At 31.9% G+C, this 24,794-nt stretch carries 19 protein-coding genes; 13 read left to right on the top strand and 6 right to left on the bottom strand.

Annotation, left to right across the window (positions count from 1 at the left end):
• Window positions 1-99: 99 nt before the first annotated feature.
• Window positions 100-2,247, top strand: coding sequence for a DNA mismatch repair protein MutS (locus tag GFV01_RS09495; RefSeq protein WP_160566962.1), 2,148 nt, complete (start codon window positions 100-102; stop codon window positions 2,245-2,247).
• A gap of 55 nt (window positions 2,248-2,302) precedes the next feature.
• Here GFV01_RS09495 and GFV01_RS09490 read toward each other — a convergent pair whose 3' ends face one another.
• From GFV01_RS09490 to GFV01_RS09475, 4 genes are all read right to left on the bottom strand, one after another.
• On the bottom strand, window positions 2,303-2,701 hold the full coding sequence (locus GFV01_RS09490; protein ID WP_160566959.1) for a thiol-disulfide oxidoreductase DCC family protein: 399 nt from the start codon (window positions 2,699-2,701) through the stop codon (window positions 2,303-2,305).
• Complete coding sequence (locus GFV01_RS09485) at window positions 2,698-3,339, bottom strand: ACP phosphodiesterase (protein ID WP_160543016.1); 642 nt, start codon at window positions 3,337-3,339, stop codon at window positions 2,698-2,700. The genes GFV01_RS09490 and GFV01_RS09485 overlap by 4 nt, the downstream gene beginning before the upstream one ends.
• A 46-nt stretch (window positions 3,340-3,385) precedes the next feature.
• Window positions 3,386-4,762: a tetratricopeptide repeat protein gene (locus GFV01_RS09480; protein ID WP_160566955.1), complete on the bottom strand. Its 1,377-nt coding sequence runs from the start codon at window positions 4,760-4,762 to the stop codon at window positions 3,386-3,388.
• Window positions 4,763-4,870: 108 nt separating this feature from the next.
• Entirely contained in the window at window positions 4,871-5,566 is a 696-nt protein-coding gene (locus GFV01_RS09475) for a biotin--[acetyl-CoA-carboxylase] ligase (RefSeq protein WP_160566952.1), read from the bottom strand.
• A gap of 126 nt (window positions 5,567-5,692) precedes the next feature.
• Here GFV01_RS09475 and rsfS point away from each other — a divergent pair, with 126 nt between their 5' ends.
• The 6 genes from rsfS (at window position 5,693) to GFV01_RS09445 (ending at window position 11,454) form a co-directional block, all read left to right on the top strand.
• Window positions 5,693-6,067: a ribosome silencing factor gene (gene rsfS, locus GFV01_RS09470; RefSeq protein ID WP_105296916.1), complete on the top strand. Its 375-nt coding sequence runs from the start codon at window positions 5,693-5,695 to the stop codon at window positions 6,065-6,067.
• 50 nt (window positions 6,068-6,117) lie between these two features.
• Window positions 6,118-8,115 carry an ATP-dependent zinc metalloprotease FtsH gene (ftsH, locus tag GFV01_RS09465; RefSeq protein WP_185116732.1) on the top strand — a complete coding sequence of 666 codons (1,998 nt, stop codon included), beginning with the start codon at window positions 6,118-6,120 and terminating at the stop codon, window positions 8,113-8,115.
• 99 nt (window positions 8,116-8,214) lie between these two features.
• Window positions 8,215-8,784, top strand: coding sequence for a hypothetical protein (locus GFV01_RS09460; protein ID WP_105296917.1), 570 nt, complete (start codon window positions 8,215-8,217; stop codon window positions 8,782-8,784).
• Window positions 8,785-8,795: 11 nt separating this feature from the next.
• Window positions 8,796-9,659, top strand: a complete 864-nt coding sequence (locus GFV01_RS09455; RefSeq protein WP_160566949.1) for a phosphatidate cytidylyltransferase — start codon at window positions 8,796-8,798, stop codon at window positions 9,657-9,659.
• Window positions 9,656-10,312 carry a phosphatidylserine decarboxylase family protein gene (locus GFV01_RS09450; RefSeq protein ID WP_160566946.1) on the top strand — a complete coding sequence of 219 codons (657 nt, stop codon included), beginning with the start codon at window positions 9,656-9,658 and terminating at the stop codon, window positions 10,310-10,312. Before GFV01_RS09455 ends, GFV01_RS09450 begins: the two co-directional genes overlap by 4 nt.
• Window positions 10,313-10,560: 248 nt before the next feature.
• Window positions 10,561-11,454, top strand: a complete 894-nt coding sequence (locus GFV01_RS09445) for a bifunctional 5,10-methylenetetrahydrofolate dehydrogenase/5,10-methenyltetrahydrofolate cyclohydrolase (RefSeq protein ID WP_160566943.1) — start codon at window positions 10,561-10,563, stop codon at window positions 11,452-11,454.
• 45 nt (window positions 11,455-11,499) lie between these two features.
• Here the strand turns inward: GFV01_RS09445 and GFV01_RS09440 are convergent, their stop codons facing one another.
• Window positions 11,500-12,552 carry an HmuY family protein gene (locus tag GFV01_RS09440; RefSeq protein ID WP_160566940.1) on the bottom strand — a complete coding sequence of 351 codons (1,053 nt, stop codon included), beginning with the start codon at window positions 12,550-12,552 and terminating at the stop codon, window positions 11,500-11,502.
• A gap of 3 nt (window positions 12,553-12,555) precedes the next feature.
• Window positions 12,556-14,727, bottom strand: coding sequence for a TonB-dependent siderophore receptor (locus GFV01_RS09435; protein ID WP_160566937.1), 2,172 nt, complete (start codon window positions 14,725-14,727; stop codon window positions 12,556-12,558).
• 120 nt (window positions 14,728-14,847) lie between these two features.
• On the opposite strand from GFV01_RS09435, the gene GFV01_RS09430 reads away from it, so the two are divergent.
• The 6 genes from GFV01_RS09430 to GFV01_RS09405 all read left to right on the top strand — a co-directional run bounded on the left by GFV01_RS09430 (window position 14,848) and on the right by GFV01_RS09405 (window position 24,714).
• Window positions 14,848-16,083 (top strand): T9SS type A sorting domain-containing protein, encoded by a 1,236-nt coding sequence (locus tag GFV01_RS09430; protein WP_160566934.1) that lies wholly within the window; start codon window positions 14,848-14,850, stop codon window positions 16,081-16,083.
• Window positions 16,084-16,126: 43 nt separating this feature from the next.
• Window positions 16,127-20,341 carry a cobaltochelatase subunit CobN gene (locus GFV01_RS09425; RefSeq protein WP_160566931.1) on the top strand — a complete coding sequence of 1,405 codons (4,215 nt, stop codon included), beginning with the start codon at window positions 16,127-16,129 and terminating at the stop codon, window positions 20,339-20,341.
• A gap of 19 nt (window positions 20,342-20,360) precedes the next feature.
• On the top strand, window positions 20,361-21,041 hold the full coding sequence (locus tag GFV01_RS09420; protein ID WP_160566928.1) for a hypothetical protein: 681 nt from the start codon (window positions 20,361-20,363) through the stop codon (window positions 21,039-21,041).
• Window positions 21,042-21,087: 46 nt separating this feature from the next.
• A complete protein-coding gene (locus GFV01_RS09415) occupies window positions 21,088-21,684 on the top strand; it encodes a MotA/TolQ/ExbB proton channel family protein (RefSeq protein ID WP_160566926.1) in 597 nt (198 codons plus the stop codon).
• Window positions 21,685-21,686: 2 nt separating this feature from the next.
• A complete protein-coding gene (locus tag GFV01_RS09410; protein ID WP_105296926.1) occupies window positions 21,687-22,022 on the top strand; it encodes a DUF2149 domain-containing protein in 336 nt (111 codons plus the stop codon).
• Window positions 22,023-22,182: 160 nt separating this feature from the next.
• Window positions 22,183-24,714: an ATP-dependent Clp protease ATP-binding subunit gene (locus tag GFV01_RS09405; protein ID WP_160566922.1), complete on the top strand. Its 2,532-nt coding sequence runs from the start codon at window positions 22,183-22,185 to the stop codon at window positions 24,712-24,714.
• Window positions 24,715-24,794: the final 80 nt, after the last annotated feature.

Genomic DNA, 24,794 nt, shown 5'->3' with positions numbered 1-24,794 from the left:
ATTTAGGTTTAATTCAAAGTGAAATTTATCGAAGAGTAAATATAGAAGAAGAAAAAGCCTTATTTTTGTATACGTATTATATACAGTACAAAGGATACTATGCAGATATCAGAAGATACGTTAAAAGAATTAGAATTTCAGAAGATTATTGACGAAATAATACCCTTTTGTTATTCAGAAAAGTCTAAGGTTTTAGTTGCTCAGCTCAAACCTCTTAAAAAAGAAAAAATTAAAGAAAGTCTTCACTGTGTCAATGAATATTTAGGAAGCTTTTCTAATGAAAATTATATTCCGTTCAGGGAATATGATGATATTGAAACTGAATTAAAAATGCTTCTTATAGAAAATTTTACGTTAGAAGCAAGATCCTTTCATAAAATTAGAAATTTATCTCAATTAGTGAATTCACTAATTGTTCATTTTGAAAAATTTAAAGATTATTTTCCTACTCTACATAAAAATCTCTCACATATTGAATATACCAAAGAGATTATTTTAATGGTAAATAAAATATTTAATCGTTTTGGTGAAGTTAAGAATGATGCAACCGTTACCCTGCAAAATATAAGAGAGCATATCCAGATAGTCAGGAAAACTATACAGGAAAATTTTGATAAGGCAGTCACTCATTTTTCTCAAACAGGAGTTTTAGATGAAATCAGGGAAAGTGTTATTGATGACCAACGAGTGTTGGCTGTAAAATCTTCTTTTAAAAAATCAGTCAAAGGCAGAGTATTAGGTTTTTCTAAAACCGGTTCGATCTGTTTTATCCTACCGGAATCTGTGATTCAACCCAATGTACGATTAATGGAATTAATCAATCAGGAAAAAAAGGAAATAGAAAAAATTCTTTTTAACCTGACTCAACAAATGGTTGAATTTTACCCGTTATTAGAAAAATATCAACACTATATATATAAATTGGATGTAATACAGGCAAAAGCTCGATATGCGGAAGCATTAGATGCAGTATTGCCTGAAATTACTGATCAAGCGGAAGTTCATCTGATCAATGCTTATCATCCAATCCTTTTTCTTACAAATAAAAAAGAGAAAAAAACAACGATTCCACAGACACTTACCCTGGACAAAAACATTCGGATTATATGTATTTCAGGTCCAAATGCCGGAGGTAAAAGTATTACACTGAAAACAGTTGGATTGTTGCAGCTCATGATACAAAGTGGTATTTTAATTCCGGTGCATCCTAAATCTAAGGTAGGATTTTTTAATAAAATACTTACCGATATAGGAGATAATCAATCGATTGAAAATCAGTTAAGTACTTATAGTTCTCGATTAAGGAAAATGCAACAAATCATTAAACAAGCCGATGCACATACCTTATTATTGATTGATGAATTTGGAACCGGATCGGATCCTGAATTAGGGGGTGCATTGGCAGAAGCATTTTTGGAATATTTTTATCATAAAAAATCATTCGGTATTATTACGACTCATTATACCAATATCAAATTGAAGATAGAAGAATTAAATCATACCAAAAACGCGTCTATGTTATTCAACGAGAAAACTTTGCAACCTATATATAAGTTGGAAGTAGGACAGGTGGGAAGTTCATTTACGTTTGAAGTGGCAGAAAAAAATAAAATACCTAAAGAAATTATTCAAGTTGCCAAGCAAAAAATTGAAAAAGATAAGGTTAATTTAGATAAAACTATAGTACGTTTACAGCAGGAAAAATATCAAGTTGAAAAATTAAAAGGCGATTTAAATAAGCAAATTGATCATTCAGAAGAGAAGAAAAAACAATTGACCGATACGATCAATAATTATAAACAAAAATTGATTAATTTTCAGAAGTTGTATGATGAAGAAACTAAGTTAAATCAACTGGGTCAAAAATTTGAAAAATATATAGACGCATATTCAAGTGGTAAGAAAAAAAGAGACATTATAAAAGACTTTACTAAAATACTGGAACAAGAAAAATATAAAAAAACACAAGTTACTGAAGTTGAAAAAATTCAAACTAAGAAGCAACGAAACAAAGTTAAGACCGAGTTAAAAAAAGAAGAAATAAAAAAGCAATTAGAAGAAACAAAGGCTGAAGAAGTACGAACAACTGCAGATAGAGCAAAAAAATGGATGAAAGAAGGGAAAAGAGTTCGAATCAAAGGCAGCTCCAGTGTAGCTACCATAGATAAAATTGAAGGAGAAACCGCATTTCTAAATTACGGACTGTTTACAACTAAAATTTCGGTTTATGAAATTGAAAAAGTTTAATATTAATTTTTATAAAAATTAATGTAAGTAACCTAGAAAATATCTATCCGAAATTTTAAATAAATTTTCTTTTATTTTCAGGAGTAGGAACCATGCAGCTATCTTTTTTTCCAAATAAATGATATCTATATTTGGATATTAAAGAATAAAACCAATCTCTTATAAAAGAAGGGATTAATAGTAAAACAGATAAGAGATTATAAGGGAAACCAAGGTTCTGTGCTATTTTTAAAGCAGCTTTACTTTTAGTATAGTACGCTACCTCGGGTTCATATAAAATTATTGATTTAAAATCGGAAGAATCAAGATTTCTTTCCTTTAAAAAATTTTGTCCATATTCGGATTGTAAAGAGGAAAATTTAAATTGATTATGTTTATCTCTTTTAATAATAAATTGAACCGTAGAATTGCAAAGATTACAAACGCCGTCAAATAAAACAATGTATGTTTTCATAAACGATGAGTATGGTTTTGCAAAATTAAAACTTCGTATTCCGGCATTAACTTTATAATAAATTTTTTACAATAAGATTGAAGTTGAGGGAAAAAATCAAGAAAATGCCGTTCAATTTTTTTTTCTTGTAAATATATCTCCTTAATTGAATTACCCATATCAGCAATACTTTGATTAAATTTGGATTTTTTGGTTAGATGATGGAGCGTCCATTCAATACCTTCATAAGTACTGTATTTTTCAAACCAATCATCTTCAATTAAAGATTTTAAAATGGTATCTAATTTTTTTGGAAACAATAGTTCCGTACTTTGAACCAAATCATAACATGAATTTTTGAAATGCTCAAAATCCTCTTCATAAAAAAGATGCCAATTTTTTATTAAGAAATAATCATAGATAACATCGGTGATTATAGGGGCAAATTTTCCATACGATTTATGGAAAATACTAGTTGTTTCTTTAACAATAGGATGAGAATCCGTAAATGAATCGATATGCCGATGTAAAAGAATGCCGGTAGCTATAGACTGAGGATAATTTTGATAATCTTTACCCCGAACAACTTCACCCAACACATTACCTAATTGTATATCAGGAATTTGATACGATAGCAATTGATGGGCTACAATGTTCATTGAATATTATCAATTATTCTTTATGGTTTTTATTAATAAATAGGTTTTAAATAATGCCGGGATTTTTATATTTAATTGTGTTATCCCTAAGTAAAATTGAGTATTTTTCCTGCATTTCTTGTTTAATGGAAGGATTCAATTTTAGTGCCATTTTTAAAAATTTTTCACTCTTTTCATAATTCTTCAATAAGAAATAACAGTTGCTTAGTTGATAGTAGAGTTCTGCTCTATGAAAATTCTTAAAACTTTTATGCAAAAGTAATGCGGCCTTAGTATAATCCCCCAAACTGATGAGTAATTCGGAAAAAGCCAACCAATTATAAAAATGATTGGGTTCAAGCTCAATAATTATTTCAAACGAATCAGAAGCTTCTTCATATTTTCCAAGCTGAATGTTAAGGTAAGCATATTTTTTCCAATAATTAACCTCTTTAGATTCTATATCCAAAGCTTTTTTTATGTAGTGAAGAGCTTCTTCATTATTACCCAAAGAATCATAGATGTCTGAGATTTCATACCAAGCTTTATCAAATTGTGGATCTTCTTTAACTGCTTTTTGAAAAGAGGTAAGCGCTTGTATAGGTTTACGAAGCTTATTATAAGCCTGTCCAATCTTAAAAAGAGTAAAAGCAGCCGTATCGTCAAAATCTAAAGACTCGTTATAAACACTTATCGCTTTTTCCCATTGGTTTAATTTTTCATAGCAAAAGGCTTTTTGTGTATATCCGGCAATGCTCTTAGGATTGATTACAACAGTGTAATCAAAAGCAATTAAAGCTTTTTCATACCAATTCAGATTTAAGTATTGTAATCCCAATTGAAACCAAGCTTCATCGGAATAAGGATTTACATCAATGAATTGATTTAAAAAAGTTATACATTCTTTATGTTGATTTAAAATTTCGTAACAATGTATGCAAGAAAATAAGGAATACTCATCGTTTTTGTTATATTCTAATGCTTTTTTGTATGAATTTAGAGCATACGTGGGCTCCTTAATTTCAAGATATTCATTGCCTAAGCAATTATAAATATAATCTTCATCTTCTTCATTTTTTAATGCAGCCTTATAGAAATCAATAGATTTATAAGGAAGTTTACGCAAAGACCAATATTTTGCAGTAGCAATTAAGTAATCAGTATCAGCAAAACATAGTTCCTTAAGTTCATCGATTAAATCGGAAGCATTATGTAAATCTTCGGTTCCAACAAAATATTCGAGCTGTTTAACTTTGATATCAATATTGTTAGGGTAAAGAGAAAAAGCAATGTCAAGAGCTTTTATAGCATATTCAAAATCATAAATATCCAAGTAGAAAGAAATAATTTCGCAAAACTCATCCGCTTCAAAATAAACGGATTTATTTTCTTCCAACATTTCTTCAAACATATTTACCAGCTCATTGTCAAAAAAATCTTCCACTTAGTTTTTACTTTATTTTTAAATTTATGTAAATATAATTAAAAAAAAAGTAATTTAACTATTAAAAAAAAAATATTATTCACAAGTATTAAACAAAATTTAAAAAATTTAATATAAAAATTCGATTTCTTTGATTCTAAATCTCATAATCCCCTTATTTTCAATTCTAACCTCTAAAAGTCCATCTTCTTCAACTTTTTGAATAATTCCGTTTTTAATGGAGTCGCCTATTTTAAAAGCCAGTACTTTTCCTTTACCAAACAGATATTCATTATAATTGGAAAGAAGATACAAGGGATCATCAAGTAAATGGAAATTATTTTCAAAATCTTTCATTAAACCATGTACTATTTCCGTTAAGTTATAATTTTGAGAAGAAAAAGAAAGTAAAGAAGAAGCATGAGGAATTCCCGAGAATTCTTTTTGAAGAACATTGATGCCAATTCCTACAATAAACGTATTTCCTGATTTTTCAATTAAAATTCCACAGACTTTTTTTTTATTAATTAAAATATCATTAGGCCATTTAATTAAAACATCAGTTTTTGTGATTTTTTTTATGAATAAACATACTCGAATAGCCACCCAAAAACTAAGATAATTGTTAGGAAGGGAAGGGGTGGTAAGACAAAATGTCATAGCAATATTTTTACTGGGTTCGGACATCCATTGATGGCCATTAACGCCTCTTCCTTTCGTTTGATTAAAAGAAAATACACCGTGGAAATTTGTTGAATATTGCTTTATATTTTCTCTGACAAAATCGTTAGTAGAACCAATTCTATCAAAATATTCTAATGGCATAAGATTTGACAAATATAATTAAATGATAAAATTATTAAATTATAATTAATATAAGTGATAAATTGATTATTTTTGCATAAATTCATTACATTTTATAAAAGACACATTATACTAGAAATAGATTAGATGACTGATACACAGATCGAAAAAAAAGAATTATTAGAAAATATTATAAAAGGGATAGAAGAAGTTAAAGGATACGATATAACTATTTTGAACTTTACCAAATTAGAAAATACAATTACAGATTATTTTGTCATATGCACGGGGGGAACTAATACTCAAGTTTCCGCAATTTCCAATTCTGTGGAAAGATTCGTAAGAAAAAATACTAAAGACAAGCCTTGGCATATTGAAGGAGTTGATAATCAACAATGGGTTTTAATGGATTACGTATCTATAGTTGTTCATATTTTTCAACCCGAATACAGAGAATATTATGATTTAGAAAATTTATGGGGTGATGTGGAAATAACCAGAATTCCTAATCCGGACAAATAAGATCTTATACATATACATAATCCGATAATTATAAAAAATCAGACTTAATTTTGGAAACAAATAATAAAAATAATAAAAAGAAAAAAGATAACAAACCATTTTCGTTTAATTGGTTTTATGGTATACTTATCATATTTGCTATACTACTAGTATCTCAAGAATTTTTAAATTCCGGAAAAGACGTAAAAATAGATTCTGCTAAATTTTTCAGCTACTTAGAAAAAGGTTACGTTAAAAATGTAGTATTTGTTAACGGCTCTTCTGAGGTAAAAGTATATTTGACACAGGAAGCAATGAAGAATCCTGAAGTTTATAACATGGACAATCAAGGATTCAGTCCATTTAAACAACTTTCTGATTCTCCACAATTCTCATTCATAGCAGGAGATAAACAACTTTTTGAAAAAAGATTCAACGAAGACAAAGCAAATTATAATTTAAATACCAACTTAGAATTTGAAAACCCTAGTCAATGGGGAGATGTATTTATTCAATTATTATTACCAATTCTTTTCTTTGCACTAATATGGTTTTTCTTATTTCGTAAGATGGCCGGAGGAAGTGCCGGAGGAGGAGGGCAAATCTTTAATATCGGTCGCTCCAAAGCAAAACTTTTTGATGAAAACGATAATGTTCGAGTTACATTTAAAGATGTAGCAGGATTGGAAGGAGCAAAAGAAGAAGTAGAAGAAATAGTTGATTTTTTAAAAAATCCTCAAAAATATACCAAATTAGGAGGTAAAATACCTAAAGGTGCTTTATTAGTAGGGCCTCCGGGAACCGGTAAAACCTTATTAGCTAAAGCGGTAGCCGGAGAAGCTAAAGTTCCCTTTTTCTCTTTATCAGGTTCAGACTTTGTCGAAATGTTTGTGGGAGTGGGGGCTTCCAGGGTAAGAGATTTGTTCAGACAAGCTAAAGAAAAATCACCTTCAATTATATTTATAGATGAAATTGATGCTATCGGTAGAGCCAGAGGTAAAAACAATATTACCGGATCTAACGATGAAAGAGAAAACACGTTAAATCAATTATTAACGGAAATGGATGGTTTTGGAACAAATACCAGTGTTATCGTATTAGCAGCAACCAACCGAGCAGATATCTTAGACAAGGCATTAATGCGTCCGGGCCGTTTTGACAGATCCATTTATGTTGATTTACCGGATTTAAATGAAAGAAAAGAGATTTTCCAAGTTCATTTGAAACCTTTAAAATTAGATGAAGATCTAGATGTCGATTTCTTGGCTAAACAAACTCCCGGATTTAGTGGAGCAGATATTGCCAATGTTTGTAACGAAGCGGCTTTAATAGCAGCACGTAAAGGAAAAGAAAGTGTAGGAAAGCAGGATTTCTTAGATTCTGTGGATAGAATTATCGGAGGTTTAGAGAAAAAGAATAAAGTAATTAAGCCTCATGAGAAAAAGAGAGTTGCTTTTCACGAAGCAGGACATGCTACCATCAGCTGGATGGTTGAACATGCAGCTCCTTTATTAAAAGTAACTATTGTTCCAAGAGGACGCTCATTAGGAGCAGCTTGGTATCTTCCTGAAGAAAGACAGTTAACAACCACAGAACAAATGTTAGATGAAATATGTGCTACTTTAGGGGGAAGAGCTGCAGAAGAGGTAATATTTAATAATATATCAACCGGAGCTTTGTCCGATTTAGAACGCGTAACAAAGCAAGCCAATGCGATGGTAACCATTTACGGATTGAGTGATCAAATAGGGAATATTTCTTATTATGATAGCTCAGGCAACGAATATGGTTTTACAAAGCCTTACTCAGAAGTTACTGCTGAAACTATTGACAAAGAAATATCAAAGATCATTGAATCGCAATATAAAAGAGCTGTTCAGATCTTATCAGATAACAAAGATAAATTAACTAGATTAGCTAATAAATTATTAGAAAAAGAAGTTATATTTAAAGAAGATTTAGAAGAAATTTTCGGTAAAAGAAAATTTGATGAAGAAACTTTTTCCGAAGAAATAGAAGAGGAAAGCCTTAAAGAAAATGATCAAAATAGTGAATCAAAATCCGAATAATGGCAAGTATTTTGATAAATTCTAAACAACATATAAAATAAAAAGTTTTTTATATATTTGATTTGATAATAATTTTGATTTTTAAGTGTTAAAAAGTGAATGGGATTTCTTAACAAAATATTTGGAAAAAAAAACAAAGAAGAAACTACTAATCTGGATTTTTACAATGAAGGAGAAGAAGAGGATGTAGCATTTGCTAGGAAATTTAAAGCAGGAGGAGGGATGTTCTTCTACTGTGAAAATCAGGAAGAATCTTTATTTTATTTACAAGAAATACTTAAGAATGAAGATATTAGTGAAGTTCTATGTGTAGAACCTAAACTAATATCTATGATTAATCAATTAGATTGCAATTATTCAACACAAAGTACAGGCGATCAAGATATTGCCCTCATTAATTGTGAGTACTTAGTGGCTTTGGATGGTTCCATCATGATTTCTTCTGATCAAACCTATCACTTAAAAAAAACGGATTTACCCAAAAAAATTATTGTTTGGGCTACTCCAGGTCAAATCATTTCTTCCTCAAGTGTAGGATTAGCTAAGATAAGATATGCTAAAAAGAATAATATTCCTTCCAATATTACTTCAATACATGGCAATCAAGTACAAGGATTTAGTAGTATATCTACAGCTAAAAAACTATATTTACTTTTAGTTGAAGAATAATTTTTAAACTGGTGAAAACAATATTTGTCCGTGCCTTATCAGGTCTTGTCTATGTGCTGCTTATTTTTTTATGCACCACTCATTTTCTATCCGATATACTTTATATTTACTTTGACTTAAAAATAAATTCCTCCTATTTATTATATGCTTTGCTTACCTTATTTTTATTAGGGTGCAGTTTTGAAACAATAAAGCTTTTAAAATATTCAAATTTCATATATAAACTTTTAACCTTTGTCCTAATAGGAATTATATATTATACTTTCTCTCAAAATTTTTTTAACAGCAGTTTCAGTTTACGGTTACTCTATTGGAGATATATTCTTATTTTAGTTTTATTTTGCCTATCCATTATAACCCTATTTTATTTTTCTGATGAACTTTATACGGACAGTGCAAAACTAATATTTACTACAGCATATTTAAGTATACCTTTTGGGTTGAGTCTAGCTATACCGATGAGTATCAATCCTTTAACTCCTGAAATATTTTATGTCTTTTTATTACTTTGGATTAGTGATAGTTTTGCTTATCTAATAGGCAGTAAATTCGGTAAACGGAAACTAGCTCCCAAGATTTCACCTAATAAATCTGTTGAAGGGTTAATCGGAGGAATAGTGTCTACTATAATAGCAGGATTAGTTATCGAATATCTGGAGCCGGGTTTACGTGGTAATTGGATTGTAATAAGTATAATTATAGCTATATTTGCACCAATAGGTGATCTGGCCGAATCTAAGCTGAAAAGAAAATTTAAAGTTAAAGATTCCGGAAATTTAATTCCCGGACATGGCGGAGTATTGGATCGATTAGATAGTTTTATCTTTTGCATCCCTGCTATATTTGCCTATTATTTAATAAATACTATTGTATGAGGTTACACAAAGAAGGTAAAACCATTATAGGTATTAGTTTAATAGTAAGCATACTAATAAGTATCCTTTCCATTTATTTTCTTAACTATTGGGGACTTATAATAGCGGTACCGGTTCTGGTATTATCATTTTTTATTATTTGGTTTTTCAGAAATCCGATAAGAAGCTATGAAGCAAAGATAAATGAAATTATTGCACCTGTAGATGGAAAGGTGGTAATTGTGAAAGAAGTTTATGAAAAAGAATTTCTTAAAACCAATTGCATCCAAGTATCTATTTTTATGTCTCCTTTAAATGTACACGTTTGCAGATATCCGGTAAGCGGAAAAGTTATATTTAAGAAATACCATCCGGGTAAATTTTTAGTTGCCTGGCATGAAAAATCTTCTGAATTAAACGAACGAACTACAGTTGCTGTAGAAACGGAACAAAAACAAAAAATTCTTTTTAGACAAATTGCAGGAGCAATGGCTCGAAGGATAGTAATTTATTCTCAAATAGGAGATACAGCTCAAGCAGGTAAAGATTTTGGCTTTATAAAATTCGGCTCTAGAATGGATGTGTTTCTTCCTTTGGGAACTGAAATTTTAGTTAAAGTAGGAGATATTATACCTGATGGAGGAGAACGGGTAATAGCCAGATTAAAAGAATAATACTTACTAATAATCTTACTTAATTTCATAAGCGAATTTTCCTTACAATATTTTTGTAAGTCTATTTTATCGTATAGTTAAGTAATACAATTAGGCTATAATAATTAATTTATTTTTATCCAAATTTCTATTACATGTATGTAAATAAGAAAAAATATTTGATTGATAAATCAGATAAAAACAATTGATATAATACCGATCATTTAGAAGTTAATTTTTACATTTGTATCACTTTTAAAATTAAAAATATGGCTAATATATTGGACGGTATCAAATTATCTAAGCAAATAAAACAAGAAATTAAAGAAGAAGTAATCCAATATGTAAACCAAGGGCATCGTCAACCTCACTTATTAGCTGTTCTTGTGGGCGAAAATGCTGCAAGTGTAACCTATGTAAACAATAAAATTAAAGATTGTCAAGCAGTAGGATTTAAATCTTCCTTATTAAAACTTAAGAGTACTGTAACAGAAGATGAATTACTTGAGGAAGTAAAAAAACTTAATGAAACGGAAGGATTGGACGGATTTATAGTTCAATTACCTCTTCCCAAACATATAAATCAAGAAAAAATTATAACGGCTATAAATCCCGATAAAGACGTTGATGGTTTTCATCCCGTAAATTTTGGAAAAATGGCCTTAGAAATTGAAAGTTTTTTACCCGCAACTCCTTACGGAATTATGGAAATGCTGTCCAGATATAACATTCCAACCGAGGGCAAAGAAGTGGTTGTCATTGGCCGAAGCAGAATTGTAGGGCGTCCGATGAGTATTCTTCTAAGCCGAAAAGGAAATCCCGGGGATGCGACGGTTACTTTAGTACATTCTAAAACCGTTGATATACCTAAGCATACAAGAAATGCAGATATTATTATAACCGCTTTAGGAGTTCCCCACTTTTTAAAAGCAGACATGATTAAACAAGGAGCGGTAATTGTTGATGTTGGAATTACTAAAGTTGAGGATTCCACACACGAAAAAGGGTACTATTTAGCCGGAGATGTTGATTTTGAAGAAGTGTCCAAAAAAGCATCTTGGATAACTCCGGTTCCCGGAGGCGTAGGGCCTATGACCAGAGCCATGCTCTTGAAAAATACCCTATATGCTTACAGCAAAGAAATAAATAATAAAAATAAATAAAAAAACAGGTTGTTGAAAAATCAACAACCTGTAAATAAAGAGCAATTAATTAGTGAGTAATTTGTATTCGAATTTCGGATATCCTCTTCGTCCATCCTTATCCGTCATATTTAAAAATTTGAGTTTAAATAAATTGCCTTTAGAATCTTTAAGAACATAAAACCGATCCGTAAATACCTTAGCCCCTCCATACGTTGTTCTCCAACTGGAGCCAATAACTCTGTGATCATTATAAACGAATTTTGTATAATCTACTTTTTCCTTAGTAAAATCTTCGTAACTTCCCACATCAGATATATTTGCTTGATAGGCTCCGGTGTTATTCATCGTATTTAAGGTCACAAAATCAGAAAAAGTATACGTACCATGTCCTTTATTTTCATTGATGAAAACTGTAAAGCATAGATCCCACAAGTTTTTGGCAGGCTGAACTTTGACGATGCCAACAGATAAGCTTAAATAAGAAAAATGATACTCTTTATCTTTTTTAACTATCATTTCATGATGCGTTGTATCATTTATATCTGCAAATTGAATTTTATAACTATTAGAATCATTACGAAGAACTCTAATTTTTTTCCATCCTCTGTGATTTCCTACAACCGTTAAATCATTCGTATTACCGCTAAATACAGAATATCCCATATTAACAAGATACACATGGTTTTCTTCATTTTTTTCGCTTATTTCTTCAATGGCGGTGCGCTCCAAATAATTTCCCATAATATCATCAACATACTGCACATTATCTGCTTGAAAATTACCTACCGTTACTACCGATTTCATAGAAGCGATATCGGATTCTCTCACTTCATCTATCGAAGTAGAATTCAATTTACCTGCAGCCATTAATGTGGAATTATTTAAAATAACACGGAACTTATCCCCACCATAAAATCCAAAATCCCAAGAATCCCTTTGATTTACATTCATCCGATTTTGATCCAGATCAACCCAAACTTGATTAGGTTCGGTAGGTCCTCCAACGGGAACATCTAAAGTAGCTTCCGGTTGAGGAACCACGATAGGACTATCATCTTCTTTACAATTTAAAAGAACAACAAAAGAAATGAGTATAGGTAAAAAATATTTTTTCATCATTTATATATTAAAATTAAAACCAAGTTTAGCGAAGTATGATCTTCCATAAAATAAATTGATACTTTTTATAGGCCCGTCGTGAGCTCCTGCTTGTGCAGCAGTAGTATTTACTTTCTTAACATCAAAAATATTTCTTACCCCTGCCGTAAGTTCAATAAATTTCTTAAACAATGATTTCCTAACCGAAAAATCCAACAAATTAAAATCATCTTGTTTTCCCAAGTAATAAGAATCAGTTTTAGAATCTAATACATAAGAAGATTCTTTTCCGTTATATTTATAAAAAAGAGAAAAAGTAGTATCCCATTTCTTAATTGTATAGTTAACATTTGAGTTTAGTTGGAAGGTATACAAATAATCATTATCAGGGGTTGTAATAGGAATTCCGTTGATATTGTCTTCTAGCGTTCGAGAAACTCCAAAATAAGAAGCATTCAGGTTAAAATGAAAATTTTGAATTCTCATATTTGAATTGAATTGTACTCCCCATGTTTTGAACTTATCCACATTCAAATATTTATATTCTAACGGTTGCATATTAACCGTTGCAAGTTCAATTTTGTCTTTTAAATTAATATACAACGTACTTAGCGTGATATCACCTTTAAAATTATCTTTAGATTTAAATTTCTGATTCCAATAAATGGAACTGGAATATCCTTTTTCGGGAACTAGATTTTCATTTCCCTGTACATTATGATTAGTATCTACAAAATACGTATACAATTCGTCAAAATTTGGAGTTCGATTGGTAGAAGTAATTTCCGTACGAAAATTAGAATTAGGAGATAGTTGGTATTTCATAGCCAGTGAATAAGAATACTGATTATCAAATTTTGTATTAAAACTGGCTCGGAATCCGGGTTTTAAATATAGGTCCGGGTTCGCTTTGATTTCAGCAGATCCAAATACATCATAATTGTCTAAATGTTTTTTCAAATCTTCTTGAAAGCCGGAAGTGTTCATTCCTCCAATCGAACTGGAATTCGCAGACCTTAATCCTTCAATAAAATTAAATTCATAGCCAATTTGATAAGATAATATTTTACTAAGGGAAGGAGAACTAAAAGTTCCGCGAGTATACCAGGCATCAGTTCCGGCATATTTTTTATAGGCATCTTTCTTTCCAAAAACCTCTCTCATACCAATATCGTACGTATAATCCCTGCTTTTTCTACTTTGTTTTTGATAAGAAAAATCTCCGTTATAAGTTAGATAATTGAAAAGTTTGGCACTTAAAAAAAGATGATGAAGCCAACGATCTGTTTTAAAATTTCGATCCTTAGAAGCATAAGTAAAAAGACCTCCTTCAGACAATGCCCTGTAATCAACGATAGGATTATAATAATTAGTCAACTCATTTAAGAATTGTAAATTATAAAAAGCATTGAAGTCTTTAGTTTTATAATGAATAAGAGCATTAGAGTTCCATTGTTTTTTAGGAAGCCATTCATATCCTCTATTACCATCATTTTCATAATATCTCTTACCCTTTTTATTTCCGAAAAAACCTTTAAAATCATTACGATTTGCTCCTAAAGATAAGAACCATTTATCTGATAAAGAATGAGAAATATCTAATGACTGAATATGTCTTCCCTGTTCTTTCCAATCATATTCTTTACCTACCGTTTCCTCTTGTACATAACCGGAAATTTTCCATTGAGAATTGATTTTTTTACGGGTTATGATATTGACAATACCCGTAAGTGAATTAGAACCGTAATCCGTACCCATACTCCCTCTCACAATCTCGATCCGTTCCACATTATCTAAATTAATTTTGGTTAAATCAACATTGGAGCCCATTCCATAATCACTCACCATAGGAATATTATCTATCAATACTTTAAAATATTGACCATCCAAACCGAAAAGAGAAGCTTCAGAATCCCCGTTTTTACTGTTGGGTAGAGTATTAAAATTAAGATAATAACTTAAAATGTCCGATATATTGGATGCTGCTCTGTTTTTAATATCTTCTTGGGATATGACCTCAACTTGATATATGGATTTATCAACACTTTGTTGATGATATTGACCTGTTACCACAATTTCGTCAATATCCTTTACTTTATTTTTTTTGTCATTAGTCTCTTGAGAATAAGATAAATTACTTAAAATCAGAGATATATATAATAAAAAGAACTTATTGGAGCTATTCTCTTTCATAGTTTTTTTAGCAAAAGTAAAAATAATTTAGAATAAATCTAAATATTATTGAGAATAAATCTAAATAATAATTATATTTGCCCTAAATAAAAATAGAATAAAAACTTAAATCTATTGATTATGAAAAGGACTATACTGCTTATAGTATGGTTTATGGTGCAAGTTACCGTACATGCTCAAGAAAAAAATATCGCTCTTTCCTTAGGCTCTTCTTATACCCAACAAGTATATTTTCAATTGGGTTCTAATAATCAAACTACCCTGCCCACAACAGATTGGGATTTAGCTTTTCTAAGAAAAGATGCCAGAAGTTTTGCTACACGCGTGAATGATGCACGCATTAAAGTTTATGAAGCAGCAAATGCAGCTTCAGATTGGAATACTATTGATGTATCTAAGAAACAACAATGGAAAAAATTATATAATAGCGAGGTTAAATGGGAAAAAGGAGCGTTCGATAACGGTTCGGCGACCTACGGATGGGGGGAATATTTTATGCCCACCCATCATGTAGTAGGTTCAATCATATTTGTATTAGAATATGACGATGGTACTCTTATGAAATTTATGATTGAAGATTATTTTAAAGGATATACATGTAAATATGCCATTTGGGAGGGAACATCATGGAGTTCAGATCGATCCTTTACAATCTTAAATTCCACAGGTGAAGGAAAAATGTTTAACTATTATTCATTGAAAAATAATAAATTGGTAGATACAATTCCATTGGATGCAGATTGGGATTTTCTTTTTACAAAATATACTTCGTTCTATAAAAACATAGATTATGTTTCTGTAACAGGAGCTTTACAAAATACTCACGTTGCCGTTGCAAAAAAATTAGAAGGCGACCAAACTGAACTTCAAAATGAAAATTTTAAAAAAGAGATTAATACCATAGGAGACCGATGGAAGGAACTATCCGGTTATTCATACATAATTCCAAAAAATAAATATTACGTTAAAACAGAAAAAGATCATACAACGAGCTTATATGAATTATGGTTTACGGATTTTGGAGGAGCAGCTACAGGAACTATCAATTTCACTTATAAAAAAATAAATAACTTAGGAATAGAAGAATTGACAGATCATTCTTCCTTTACGGTTTATCCTAATCCAATAGTAAATAAAACGGCTACCTTACTATATGATATTAAAAATTCCAATGCAAATAAGGCAGAATTATCCATATATAGCTTAAGTGGTAAGAAAATGTACGAAGATAAAATCTTGGGGCAAGCCGGTTTTTATTCAAAAGAATTGAATTTATCTGCCTTAACACCCGGGATTTATATTCTCGTATTCAAAGTAGGTGATCATAAAGCGACTAAAAAAATCATTGTCAAATAAACGTTTATCAAAGAAAAATCAGGCTTACATAAATATTATGAAAATGAAAAAAAAGAAGCTCTTATTGAGTATAATAGTGTGTCTATTAGTATTACTAATGGCAAGTTGGATCATTTGGAATAAAACTGCCTCACCAACAAAAGTAGCTTTAGTAAACTTTCAAAAATTTCAAACCACCAGTCTTATTCAATCCAATAAAGACCCCTTCATTCAATACGAAGAAGTCTCTTTAGAAGATTTGTCTAAATTAAAGAAGTACGACTTTATTTTAGGATTCGGTATGGGAATGAAAGCATCCGCGGAAGAAAGGGAGCAGTTAAAAAAAATTATGCAAGACGGTAAACCCTTTTATATATACCGCGCAACCAATCCTGAAAATAATCTGTGTAATTTAGACAGCACCCGGATGAAAGCGGTAGAAGCATTTATGGATAGTGGAAACAAAAAAAATTATCAAAGCCTTGCCAGATATATTCGTAAAAATATAGATAAAAAGATATTTTTTGTTACGGAGCCAAGTCCTATAGTTGAGACTGCAGAAGATGTTTTGTATCATTTAGATGAAGACTTGGCATTTAAAAATGTTAGTGAATACGAAAATTACTTAAAGAAAAATAATTTTTATGTAGAGGGCGCGCCTAAAGTTGTCATTTTGGGTGGATTAAATGATCCCTATAGTGGAAATAGAGATAACTTAGACAGCTTACTCGTTTCTTTACAAAAGAAAGGATTTAACGTTTATCCCGTATCCTCTACATTTGAGAGGTTGGAATTTTTAAAGGAAATACAACCGGATGCAGTTATACATTTCGCACACGGAAGACTAGCATTAGGAAAAGCAGAAGAAGCAGTAAACTGGTTAAAACAAAGAAATATTCCCGTATTTACGCCACTTACTATACTAAAAACTAAAGAAGAATGGCTTAAAGATCCCATGGGAATGATGGGAGGTTTCCTCTCACAAAGTGTAGTTATGCCTGAATTGGACGGATCTATATATCCATACGTTTTAAATACCCAAGAATTAACAGATAACAATCTTTATTTATTTAAAACAGTGCCCGAAAGACTCCAAAATTTTGTTCAAATCATTCACAATTTTGTAGAGTTAAAACATAAAAAAAATGAAGATAAAAAAATAGCTGTCTACTATTATAAAGGACCGGGTAAAGAATCCTTAACCGCACAAGGACTGGAAACCGTTCCTTCACTTTATAATTTTTTAAAACGATTAAAAAAGGAAGGATATAAAGTAGATAATTTACCCGAAAATGTACAAGATTTTGAAAAAATCTTGATGACTCAAGGTTCTGTAATGAGTACTTACGCCCAAGGAGCTTTTGATGAATACTTGAAAAATGGCAATCCCGAATTGATTGATAAAACAACGTATGAAAACTGGGCAAAAAAAACACTTACCCCCGAAAAATATGCCGAAGTTACAGCGGTTTACGGCGAAGCTCCGGGTAATTACATGAGTAAAAATATAGGTGAAAAATCGTATTTAGCGATTTCACGAGTTCAATTCGGAAATATTGTACTATTACCTCAACCTATGGCAGGATTGGGAGATGATACCTTTGCCATAATCCATGGAGCAAAAACAGCTCCACCTCATACTTATATTGGGTCGTATCTTTGGGTACAGCACGGATTCCAAGCCGATGCATTGATTCATTTTGGGACACACGGAAGTCTTGAATTTACCCCTCAAAAACAAATTGCTCTGAGTAATGAAGATTGGCCGGATAGACTAGTCGGAACCTTGCCACATTTTTATTATTATACCATTGGAAATATCGGAGAAAGTATGATGGCTAAAAGACGTTCCTATGCCACCTTACTATCTTATTTAACTCCTGCATTTATGGAAAGCCAAACCCGTTCTCAATTTAAAGAATTGCAAGATAAGATACAATATTACTATAAATCCGAAGAATCCAATCAGCCGTTAGCATCCCTTGAAGTAAAGAAAATAGCGGTAAAAATGGGATTGCACAGAGATTTACGTTTAGATAGTATAGCAACCAAACCCTATAATTTAGAGGAAATAGAAAGAATAGAAAATTTTGCCGAAGAAATTTCCAATGAGAAAATGTCCGGGCATCTTTATACTTCCGGTATACCTTATACTAAAGATAAAATCATATCAACCGTTCAGGCAATGAGTACAGATCCGATTGCTTATAGTCTGGCCGCCTTGGATAAACAAAGAGGAAAAGTAACCGAAAAACAACTCAAAAATAAAGTATATTTTAAACAAAGATATTTAGACGCAGCCAAAAATATAGTTAATCAAATTTTATCAGGTAAAGAAGCAAGTCCTGCATTTATTTGCAGCGTTGCCGGAATTGATGAAAAAGAATTGGAACAATCTAAAATGATTATTTCTCCTCCAAAAAGAACGTTTAAAAAAAGTACTAAAAGTACCGCAAGTAAACCTTCTAAAATGGAAAATTCTCCAGGTCATTCCAAAAATACCTCTTCGCAACAAGTTGCACATACAGCTCCAAAGGAATCAGAGAAAAAGCCTATGCATGGAATGGCAGGTAAAAAGATAACTTATACCAAAGAGCAAAAATCTAGAGCGAGAGCCATTGTTGAGATAGAAAGAACTATCACCAACATAAAAAAATACGAAAAAAGTTTAGAAGAAAGTCCGGAATTGGAATTTAAAGCATTAGTCAATGCACTATCCGGAGGCTATGTTGAGCCTTCTTCAGGAGGAGATGCTGTGGCTAATCCGAACGGAGTTCCGACAGGTAGAAACTTGTATTCCATTAATGCAGAATCAACTCCTACCGAGATAGCTTGGGACAGAGGAAAGGAACTTGTTAATGCAACCTTGGCACAATACAAAGCAAAGCATGGAACCTATCCTAAAAAAGTTAATTATACCTTTTGGAGCAGTGAATTTATTGAAAGCGAAGGAACAACCATAGCGCAAGTTTTATATATGTTGGGAGTTGAACCGGTTCGCGATGCCTTCGGAAGAGTATCCGATTTACAATTAATCGAATCCAAAGATTTAGGAAGACCGAGAATTGACGTAGTGGTGCAAACTTCAGGGCAATTTAGAGATATGGCAGCCTCCCGTTTGGCATTACTATCCCGAGCTGTGGAAATGGCAGCATCTGCAAAAGATTCCAACTATGAAAATCTAGTAGCTCAAAGCACTCTGGATATAGAAAAAAGTTTAGTCGATGAAGGAATACCTCCTCAAGAAGCCCGTCAGATTTCAACGCAACGAATATTCGGAGGAGTTAACGGAATGTATGGAACAGGAATTCAAGAAATGGTAACCAGCGGAGATAAATGGGAAGATGAAAAAGAAATAGCAGAAACCTATATCAATAATATGGGAGCAATATATGGCAGTGATAAAAATTGGGGTGATTTTCACAAGGGATTGCTAAAAGCTGTACTAAAAAATACGGATATGGTTGTTCATCCAAGACAAAGCAATACCTGGGGAGCTTTAAGTCTAGATCATGTATACGAGTTTATGGGAGGAATGAATTTAGCCATTCGCAATGTTACAGGCAAAGATCCCGATGCCTATTTTGCAGACTACAGAAATCATACTAATTTCAAAATACAGGAATTGAAAGAAGCTATAGGAGTAGAAGCTCGTACCACCATCTTCAATCCGGCCTATATTAAAGAGAAGATGAAAGGGGGAGCATCCAGCGCGGCCGATATAACAGAGGTTATAACCAATACCTACGGTTGGAATGTAATGAAGCCCGATGTGATCGATAATGAAATGTGGGATCAGATTTATGATACCTATATAACCGATAAAACTAATTTAGGAACCAAAGAATTTTTCAAAAAAGTGAGTCCGGCAGCCTTAGAAGAAATTACAGCAATCATGCTTGAAACCTCAAGAAAAGGGTTGTGGAAAGCCACTGAAGAACAAATAAAACAAACGGCCCTCGTACATACACAAGTTGTGAAAGAATTTGGACATTCAGGAGCAGGATTTTCCGGAAATAATAAAAAACTCCAGGATTATATTTCAAACCAAGTTACCCCTCAGCAATCTACAGAATATAAGCAACAAGTAACTAAAATGAAAATAGGAGAATCCTTATCAGATGCTAAAGAGGGGATGGTTTTGAAAAAAGAAGAAGTTTCCAAAGGAGTTAATAAATCAGAAAAAACAGCAGTTAACGGAGTAATTATAGTTACGGTTATAAGCATTGTTGCCCTTTTACTACTACTGTATATACGGAAAAGAAGAAAAAACAGCTAAGATAAAAGAATAGTACTTTATGGAACTCATTATACATTTATTAATGGCTCTTATCCTAGTAAATAGTATTATTAAGCTAAGTTTTTGGAAAAGAGGGCAAATAGCCTTAATGATGCTAATATACACTTTCTATATACTTTTAATTTATCCCTTAGCCATTAAGCAATCTAAAACACAGATAGAAGATTTTTTAGCTGATCATGTGATGATGCAAAACATGTCCGTAGTAGTTACGGTAGAATCGGCGGTATGTTTTGCTTTCTGTATTGCAGCACTAATGGGACGGTTTGGAAGTAAAAAACATAAGATAGTTCGATTAATGTTAAAATATTATCCGGGAATATTACCTTTTTTAGTTTTATTTTATGGATTGACTCAAGCCGCATTTACCTTTACCGGTTTCCACTTTTTAACCATGGCAATCCTTTATGCATCAATCGTTATTTTATGTATGATTTTAGCTGTCATAACTCTTAAAAAACTGATTCCGGAATTTGATTTAAGACTTGAAATACATTTTATGGTGAGTTTAATCATTTGTATACTAGGACTCATAACCACCGTTGATGGAAAAATAGTATATAAATCCTCAGAAGAAACCATAAATGTTAACTATATACTTTTATCGATGGGACTATTCATTTTCTTTTTTCTAATAGGATTTTTAGGAAATAAAATTAAATGGAGGTTAACTAAATGAAAAAATTGTTAAACACTAAAAGAAAAAATTAAATTAACTAATAAATATGGAAATTATATCAAAAGTATTATTCTGGGTAGCGAATAGTTTATTAATTCCCGATATCATCATCTTACTAATATTATTCGCTCGTTCATTGCTTCTTTTAGGAAGCTTTTACAATCAATTTATCGTTAAAAGGAATAACGATAAAAAGATAAATCCGGTTATTGAAAACCTTACTCAAGAAAAATTAAAAGATTTACAAGCAACCTTGCCTTCAAAAAACAATTCCTTATATATAAAATATTTAAGGACATTATTGGAAAATACCACCCATGAAGCCTATGCCGATTTTACCATTTCTAATTTTGAAAATGAAGTAGATAAAGACCTTTCCTTATCAAAAATGCTTGCAAAACTCGGACCTGTCTTAGGCTTAATCGGTACTCTGATAGCCATGAGTCCGGCACTGGTTGGACTATCTTCCGGGGATATTTCCGGTATGGCGTATAACATGCAAGTAGTTTTTGCAACAACTGTGGTGGGATTGGTAGTAAGCGCAATCGGATTAGTAACTTTACAAGTTAAACAACGATGGTATGCAAAAGAAGTTAACAATTTAGATTATGTAGCAAGAGTAGTAACGGGTAATGTAAATTAAGAATGAAAAGGCGAAGAAGAATTAACAGATTTCTAAAAGAAGAAGATACCGATCCGCTTAGTGTCATCGTAAACCTATTTGATGTAGCTATGGTTTTTGCCGTTGCTCTTATGGTTGCCATGGTTATGAATTTAAATATGGGTGAAGTATTTTCCAATGAAGATTTTACCGTTGTTAAAAATCCGGGAAAAGAAGATATGGAAATAATAACCAAAGAAGGAAATAAAATAAACAAGTATACCCCGTCCCAAGAGAAATCCACAGGTAAAAAAGGGAAAAAAGTAGGGATAGCTTATGAACTGGAAAATGGAGAAATAATATACGTACCCGAGAAATAGTTCCGACATTATATGATATTTTAAAATAATAGAGTACATTTATCAGAAAAAAATATTTTACTTTATCAAGGAATATGACAAAATAACCGATAAGTAAAGTGGCATGATAAATGCAAGATTCAAATCGTAAAATATTAATATATAGAACAGTAAGTCATACATGGACGAAAATTTTTCACAACAAGTAAAAGATGTAATAAGCTTCAGTAATGAAGAAGTATTACGATTAGGTAATGACCATATAGGGACGGAACATCTTGTACTGGGTATCTTACGTGAAGGTAACAGCAAAGCTATTACCATACTTCAAAGTTTAAATGTTGATTTAGGTGACTTAAGGAGAAAAATAGAAAATCTTAATAAACCTGAAATAAGTATAAAAGTAGACAGGAATCGCATCCCGTTTACTAAAGCTGCCGAAAGAGCTTTAAAAACAAGCTTTTTAGAAGCTAAGCTTTTTAGAAGCCCGGAAATAGAAACCATACATTTATTGATATGTATCTTGAGGATAGAAAGCGATCCAGTAACCCAGCTTTTCAAAAAGTATAATATCGATGCTAATATCCTTAAAGAAGAATATAGATTTCAGTTTCAAGAAGATTTTACGGAACAACCCACCAATGAATTTTCTGAAGAAGAAGGCATTAGTGAAGGAAATCAATACGAATCACCTAAAGGAAGCAGATCTAATCCTTCGAAAAGCAGAACACCGGTATTAGATAACTTCGGTAGAGATTTAACCACCGCTGCACTCGAAGGTCGTTTAGATCCGGTGGTAGGAAGGGAAAAAGAAATAGAAAGAGTATCTCAGATATTAAGCAGAAGAAAAAAGAATAATCCTTTGTTAATAGGAGAGCCCGGAGTCGGTAAATCAGCCATTGCAGAAGGCCTCGCTTTACGAATTGTTCAAAAAAAGGTCTCTCGTGTTTTATACAATAAACGAGTAGTTACCTTAGATGTAGCCGGACTGGTTGCAGGTACTAAATATCGAGGACAATTTGAAGAAAGAATGAAAGCCATCATGAATGAGCTTGAAAAAAACTCGGATATTATTCTCTTTATTGATGAAATCCATACCATAGTAGGAGCCGGAGGAGCCACAGGCTCTTTAGATGCTTCCAATATGTTCAAACCGGCATTAGCAAGAGGAGAGATACAATGCATCGGAGCGACTACTTTGGATGAATATAGGCAATATATTGAAAAAGACGGCGCCCTAGAAAGACGATTTCAAAAAGTAATGGTAGAGCAAACTTCTCCGGAAGAAACCATTATCATATTAAATCAAATTAAAGATAAATACGAAGAACATCATAATGTAACTTATACCGAGCAGGCAATTAAAGCTTGTGTAAATCTTACTACAAGATATATTACCGACCGATATTTACCGGACAAAGCGATTGATGCGCTCGATGAAGCGGGATCAAGAGTCCATATTAAAAATATCAAAGTTCCAAAGGAAATAGTTAATTATGAGAAAGAATTAGAAAAAATCAGAGCTGAAAAGACTAAGGTAATTAAAAGCCAAAAGTATGAAGAAGCTGCAAAATTAAGAGATACCGAAAAAGAGATTGAAACAAAATTAGCGAATGCACAAAGAGAATGGGAGAAATCTTCAAGAGAACATCGGGAGATAGTAACCGAAGACAATGTTGCAGAGGTAGTTTCAATGATGAGCGGTGTACCTGTACAAAGAGTTGCAGAAGGAGAGCTTAAAAAACTTGCTCAGATGAAAGATCTGATGAAAGGTAAAATTATCGGTCAGGACGAAGCGGTCAACAAAGTTGTAAAAGCCATTCAGAGAAATCGTGCCGGATTAAAAGATCCTAACAGGCCTATAGGTACATTTATATTCTTAGGAGCAACCGGAGTTGGAAAAACTCAATTAGCAAAAGTTATTGCCAGAGAATTATTTGATTCAGATGATGCTCTCATTAGAATAGATATGAGTGAATATATGGAAAAATTTGCCGTATCTAGATTAGTTGGAGCTCCTCCGGGATATGTAGGATATGAAGAAGGAGGTCAATTGACAGAATCCGTAAGAAGAAAACCATATGCTGTAATCCTCTTAGATGAAATTGAAAAAGCGCATCCGGATGTATTTAATATCCTTTTGCAAATTTTAGATGACGGACATGTTACGGATAGTTTGGGAAGAAAAATAGATTTTAGAAATACAATAATCATTTTAACTTCCAATATCGGAACTCGTGAACTCAAAGAATTCGGTGACGGTGTTGGATTTGGAACTTCTGCCAAAAAATCATCTTCCGATATAAGAGCAAAATCTACTTTAGAAAACGCTTTAAAGAGAACATTTGCTCCTGAATTCCTAAATAGGATCGATGATGTTATCATCTTTAATAATTTGGAAAAGGAAGATATATCCAAAATTATAGATTTAGAATTGAAAAATGTGTACGATAGAATTGCTAAAATTGGATATGAAGTAGAATTATCTCCGGAAGCTAAAGAATTCATCATTGAAAAAGGATGGGACAAAAATTTCGGTGCACGTCAGCTTAAACGAGCAATCCAGAAATATGTGGAAGATGTGATCGCTGAAGAAATTATCAATTCATCGATACATGATGGAGACCATCTCTATATTGAATTAAATAAAGAAAAAGACAGTACGGAAATTAAAATACGGGAGGTGGAAAAAGAATCCCCGACAAAAGATTAAAAAGATAATTAATGAAGAGCCTGTTTGATTGAATCAAGCAGGCTTTTTTATGTTATAAATGCGCGGAGTTAATGATAAAT

The organism is Apibacter sp. B2912 (genome assembly GCF_009827835.1).
Lineage (GTDB): Bacteria > Bacteroidota > Bacteroidia > Flavobacteriales > Weeksellaceae > Apibacter.
This window is presented reverse-complemented; position numbering and strand designations above follow the sequence as displayed.

What these genes read in the sequence shown, in the direction of transcription:
- GFV01_RS09445 (WP_160566943.1), top strand. Translation starts at nt 10,561, where the DNA reads ATGGCTAATATATTGGACGGTATCAAATTATCTAAGCAAATAAAACAA.
- GFV01_RS09440 (WP_160566940.1), bottom strand. Translation starts at nt 12,552, where the DNA reads ATGAAAAAATATTTTTTACCTATACTCATTTCTTTTGTTGTTCTTTTA.
- GFV01_RS09475 (WP_160566952.1), bottom strand. Translation starts at nt 5,566, where the DNA reads ATGCCATTAGAATATTTTGATAGAATTGGTTCTACTAACGATTTTGTC.
- GFV01_RS09415 (WP_160566926.1), top strand. Translation starts at nt 21,088, where the DNA reads ATGGAAATTATATCAAAAGTATTATTCTGGGTAGCGAATAGTTTATTA.
- GFV01_RS09410 (WP_105296926.1), top strand. Translation starts at nt 21,687, where the DNA reads ATGAAAAGGCGAAGAAGAATTAACAGATTTCTAAAAGAAGAAGATACC.
- GFV01_RS09485 (WP_160543016.1), bottom strand. Translation starts at nt 3,339, where the DNA reads ATGAACATTGTAGCCCATCAATTGCTATCGTATCAAATTCCTGATATA.
- GFV01_RS09420 (WP_160566928.1), top strand. Translation starts at nt 20,361, where the DNA reads ATGGAACTCATTATACATTTATTAATGGCTCTTATCCTAGTAAATAGT.
- GFV01_RS09405 (WP_160566922.1), top strand. Translation starts at nt 22,183, where the DNA reads ATGGACGAAAATTTTTCACAACAAGTAAAAGATGTAATAAGCTTCAGT.
- GFV01_RS09490 (WP_160566959.1), bottom strand. Translation starts at nt 2,701, where the DNA reads ATGAAAACATACATTGTTTTATTTGACGGCGTTTGTAATCTTTGCAAT.
- GFV01_RS09450 (WP_160566946.1), top strand. Translation starts at nt 9,656, where the DNA reads ATGAGGTTACACAAAGAAGGTAAAACCATTATAGGTATTAGTTTAATA.
- GFV01_RS09460 (WP_105296917.1), top strand. Translation starts at nt 8,215, where the DNA reads ATGGGATTTCTTAACAAAATATTTGGAAAAAAAAACAAAGAAGAAACT.
- GFV01_RS09425 (WP_160566931.1), top strand. Translation starts at nt 16,127, where the DNA reads ATGAAAAAAAAGAAGCTCTTATTGAGTATAATAGTGTGTCTATTAGTA.
- GFV01_RS09495 (WP_160566962.1), top strand. Translation starts at nt 100, where the DNA reads ATGCAGATATCAGAAGATACGTTAAAAGAATTAGAATTTCAGAAGATT.
- GFV01_RS09430 (WP_160566934.1), top strand. Translation starts at nt 14,848, where the DNA reads ATGAAAAGGACTATACTGCTTATAGTATGGTTTATGGTGCAAGTTACC.
- GFV01_RS09435 (WP_160566937.1), bottom strand. Translation starts at nt 14,727, where the DNA reads ATGAAAGAGAATAGCTCCAATAAGTTCTTTTTATTATATATATCTCTG.
- rsfS (WP_105296916.1), top strand. Translation starts at nt 5,693, where the DNA reads ATGACTGATACACAGATCGAAAAAAAAGAATTATTAGAAAATATTATA.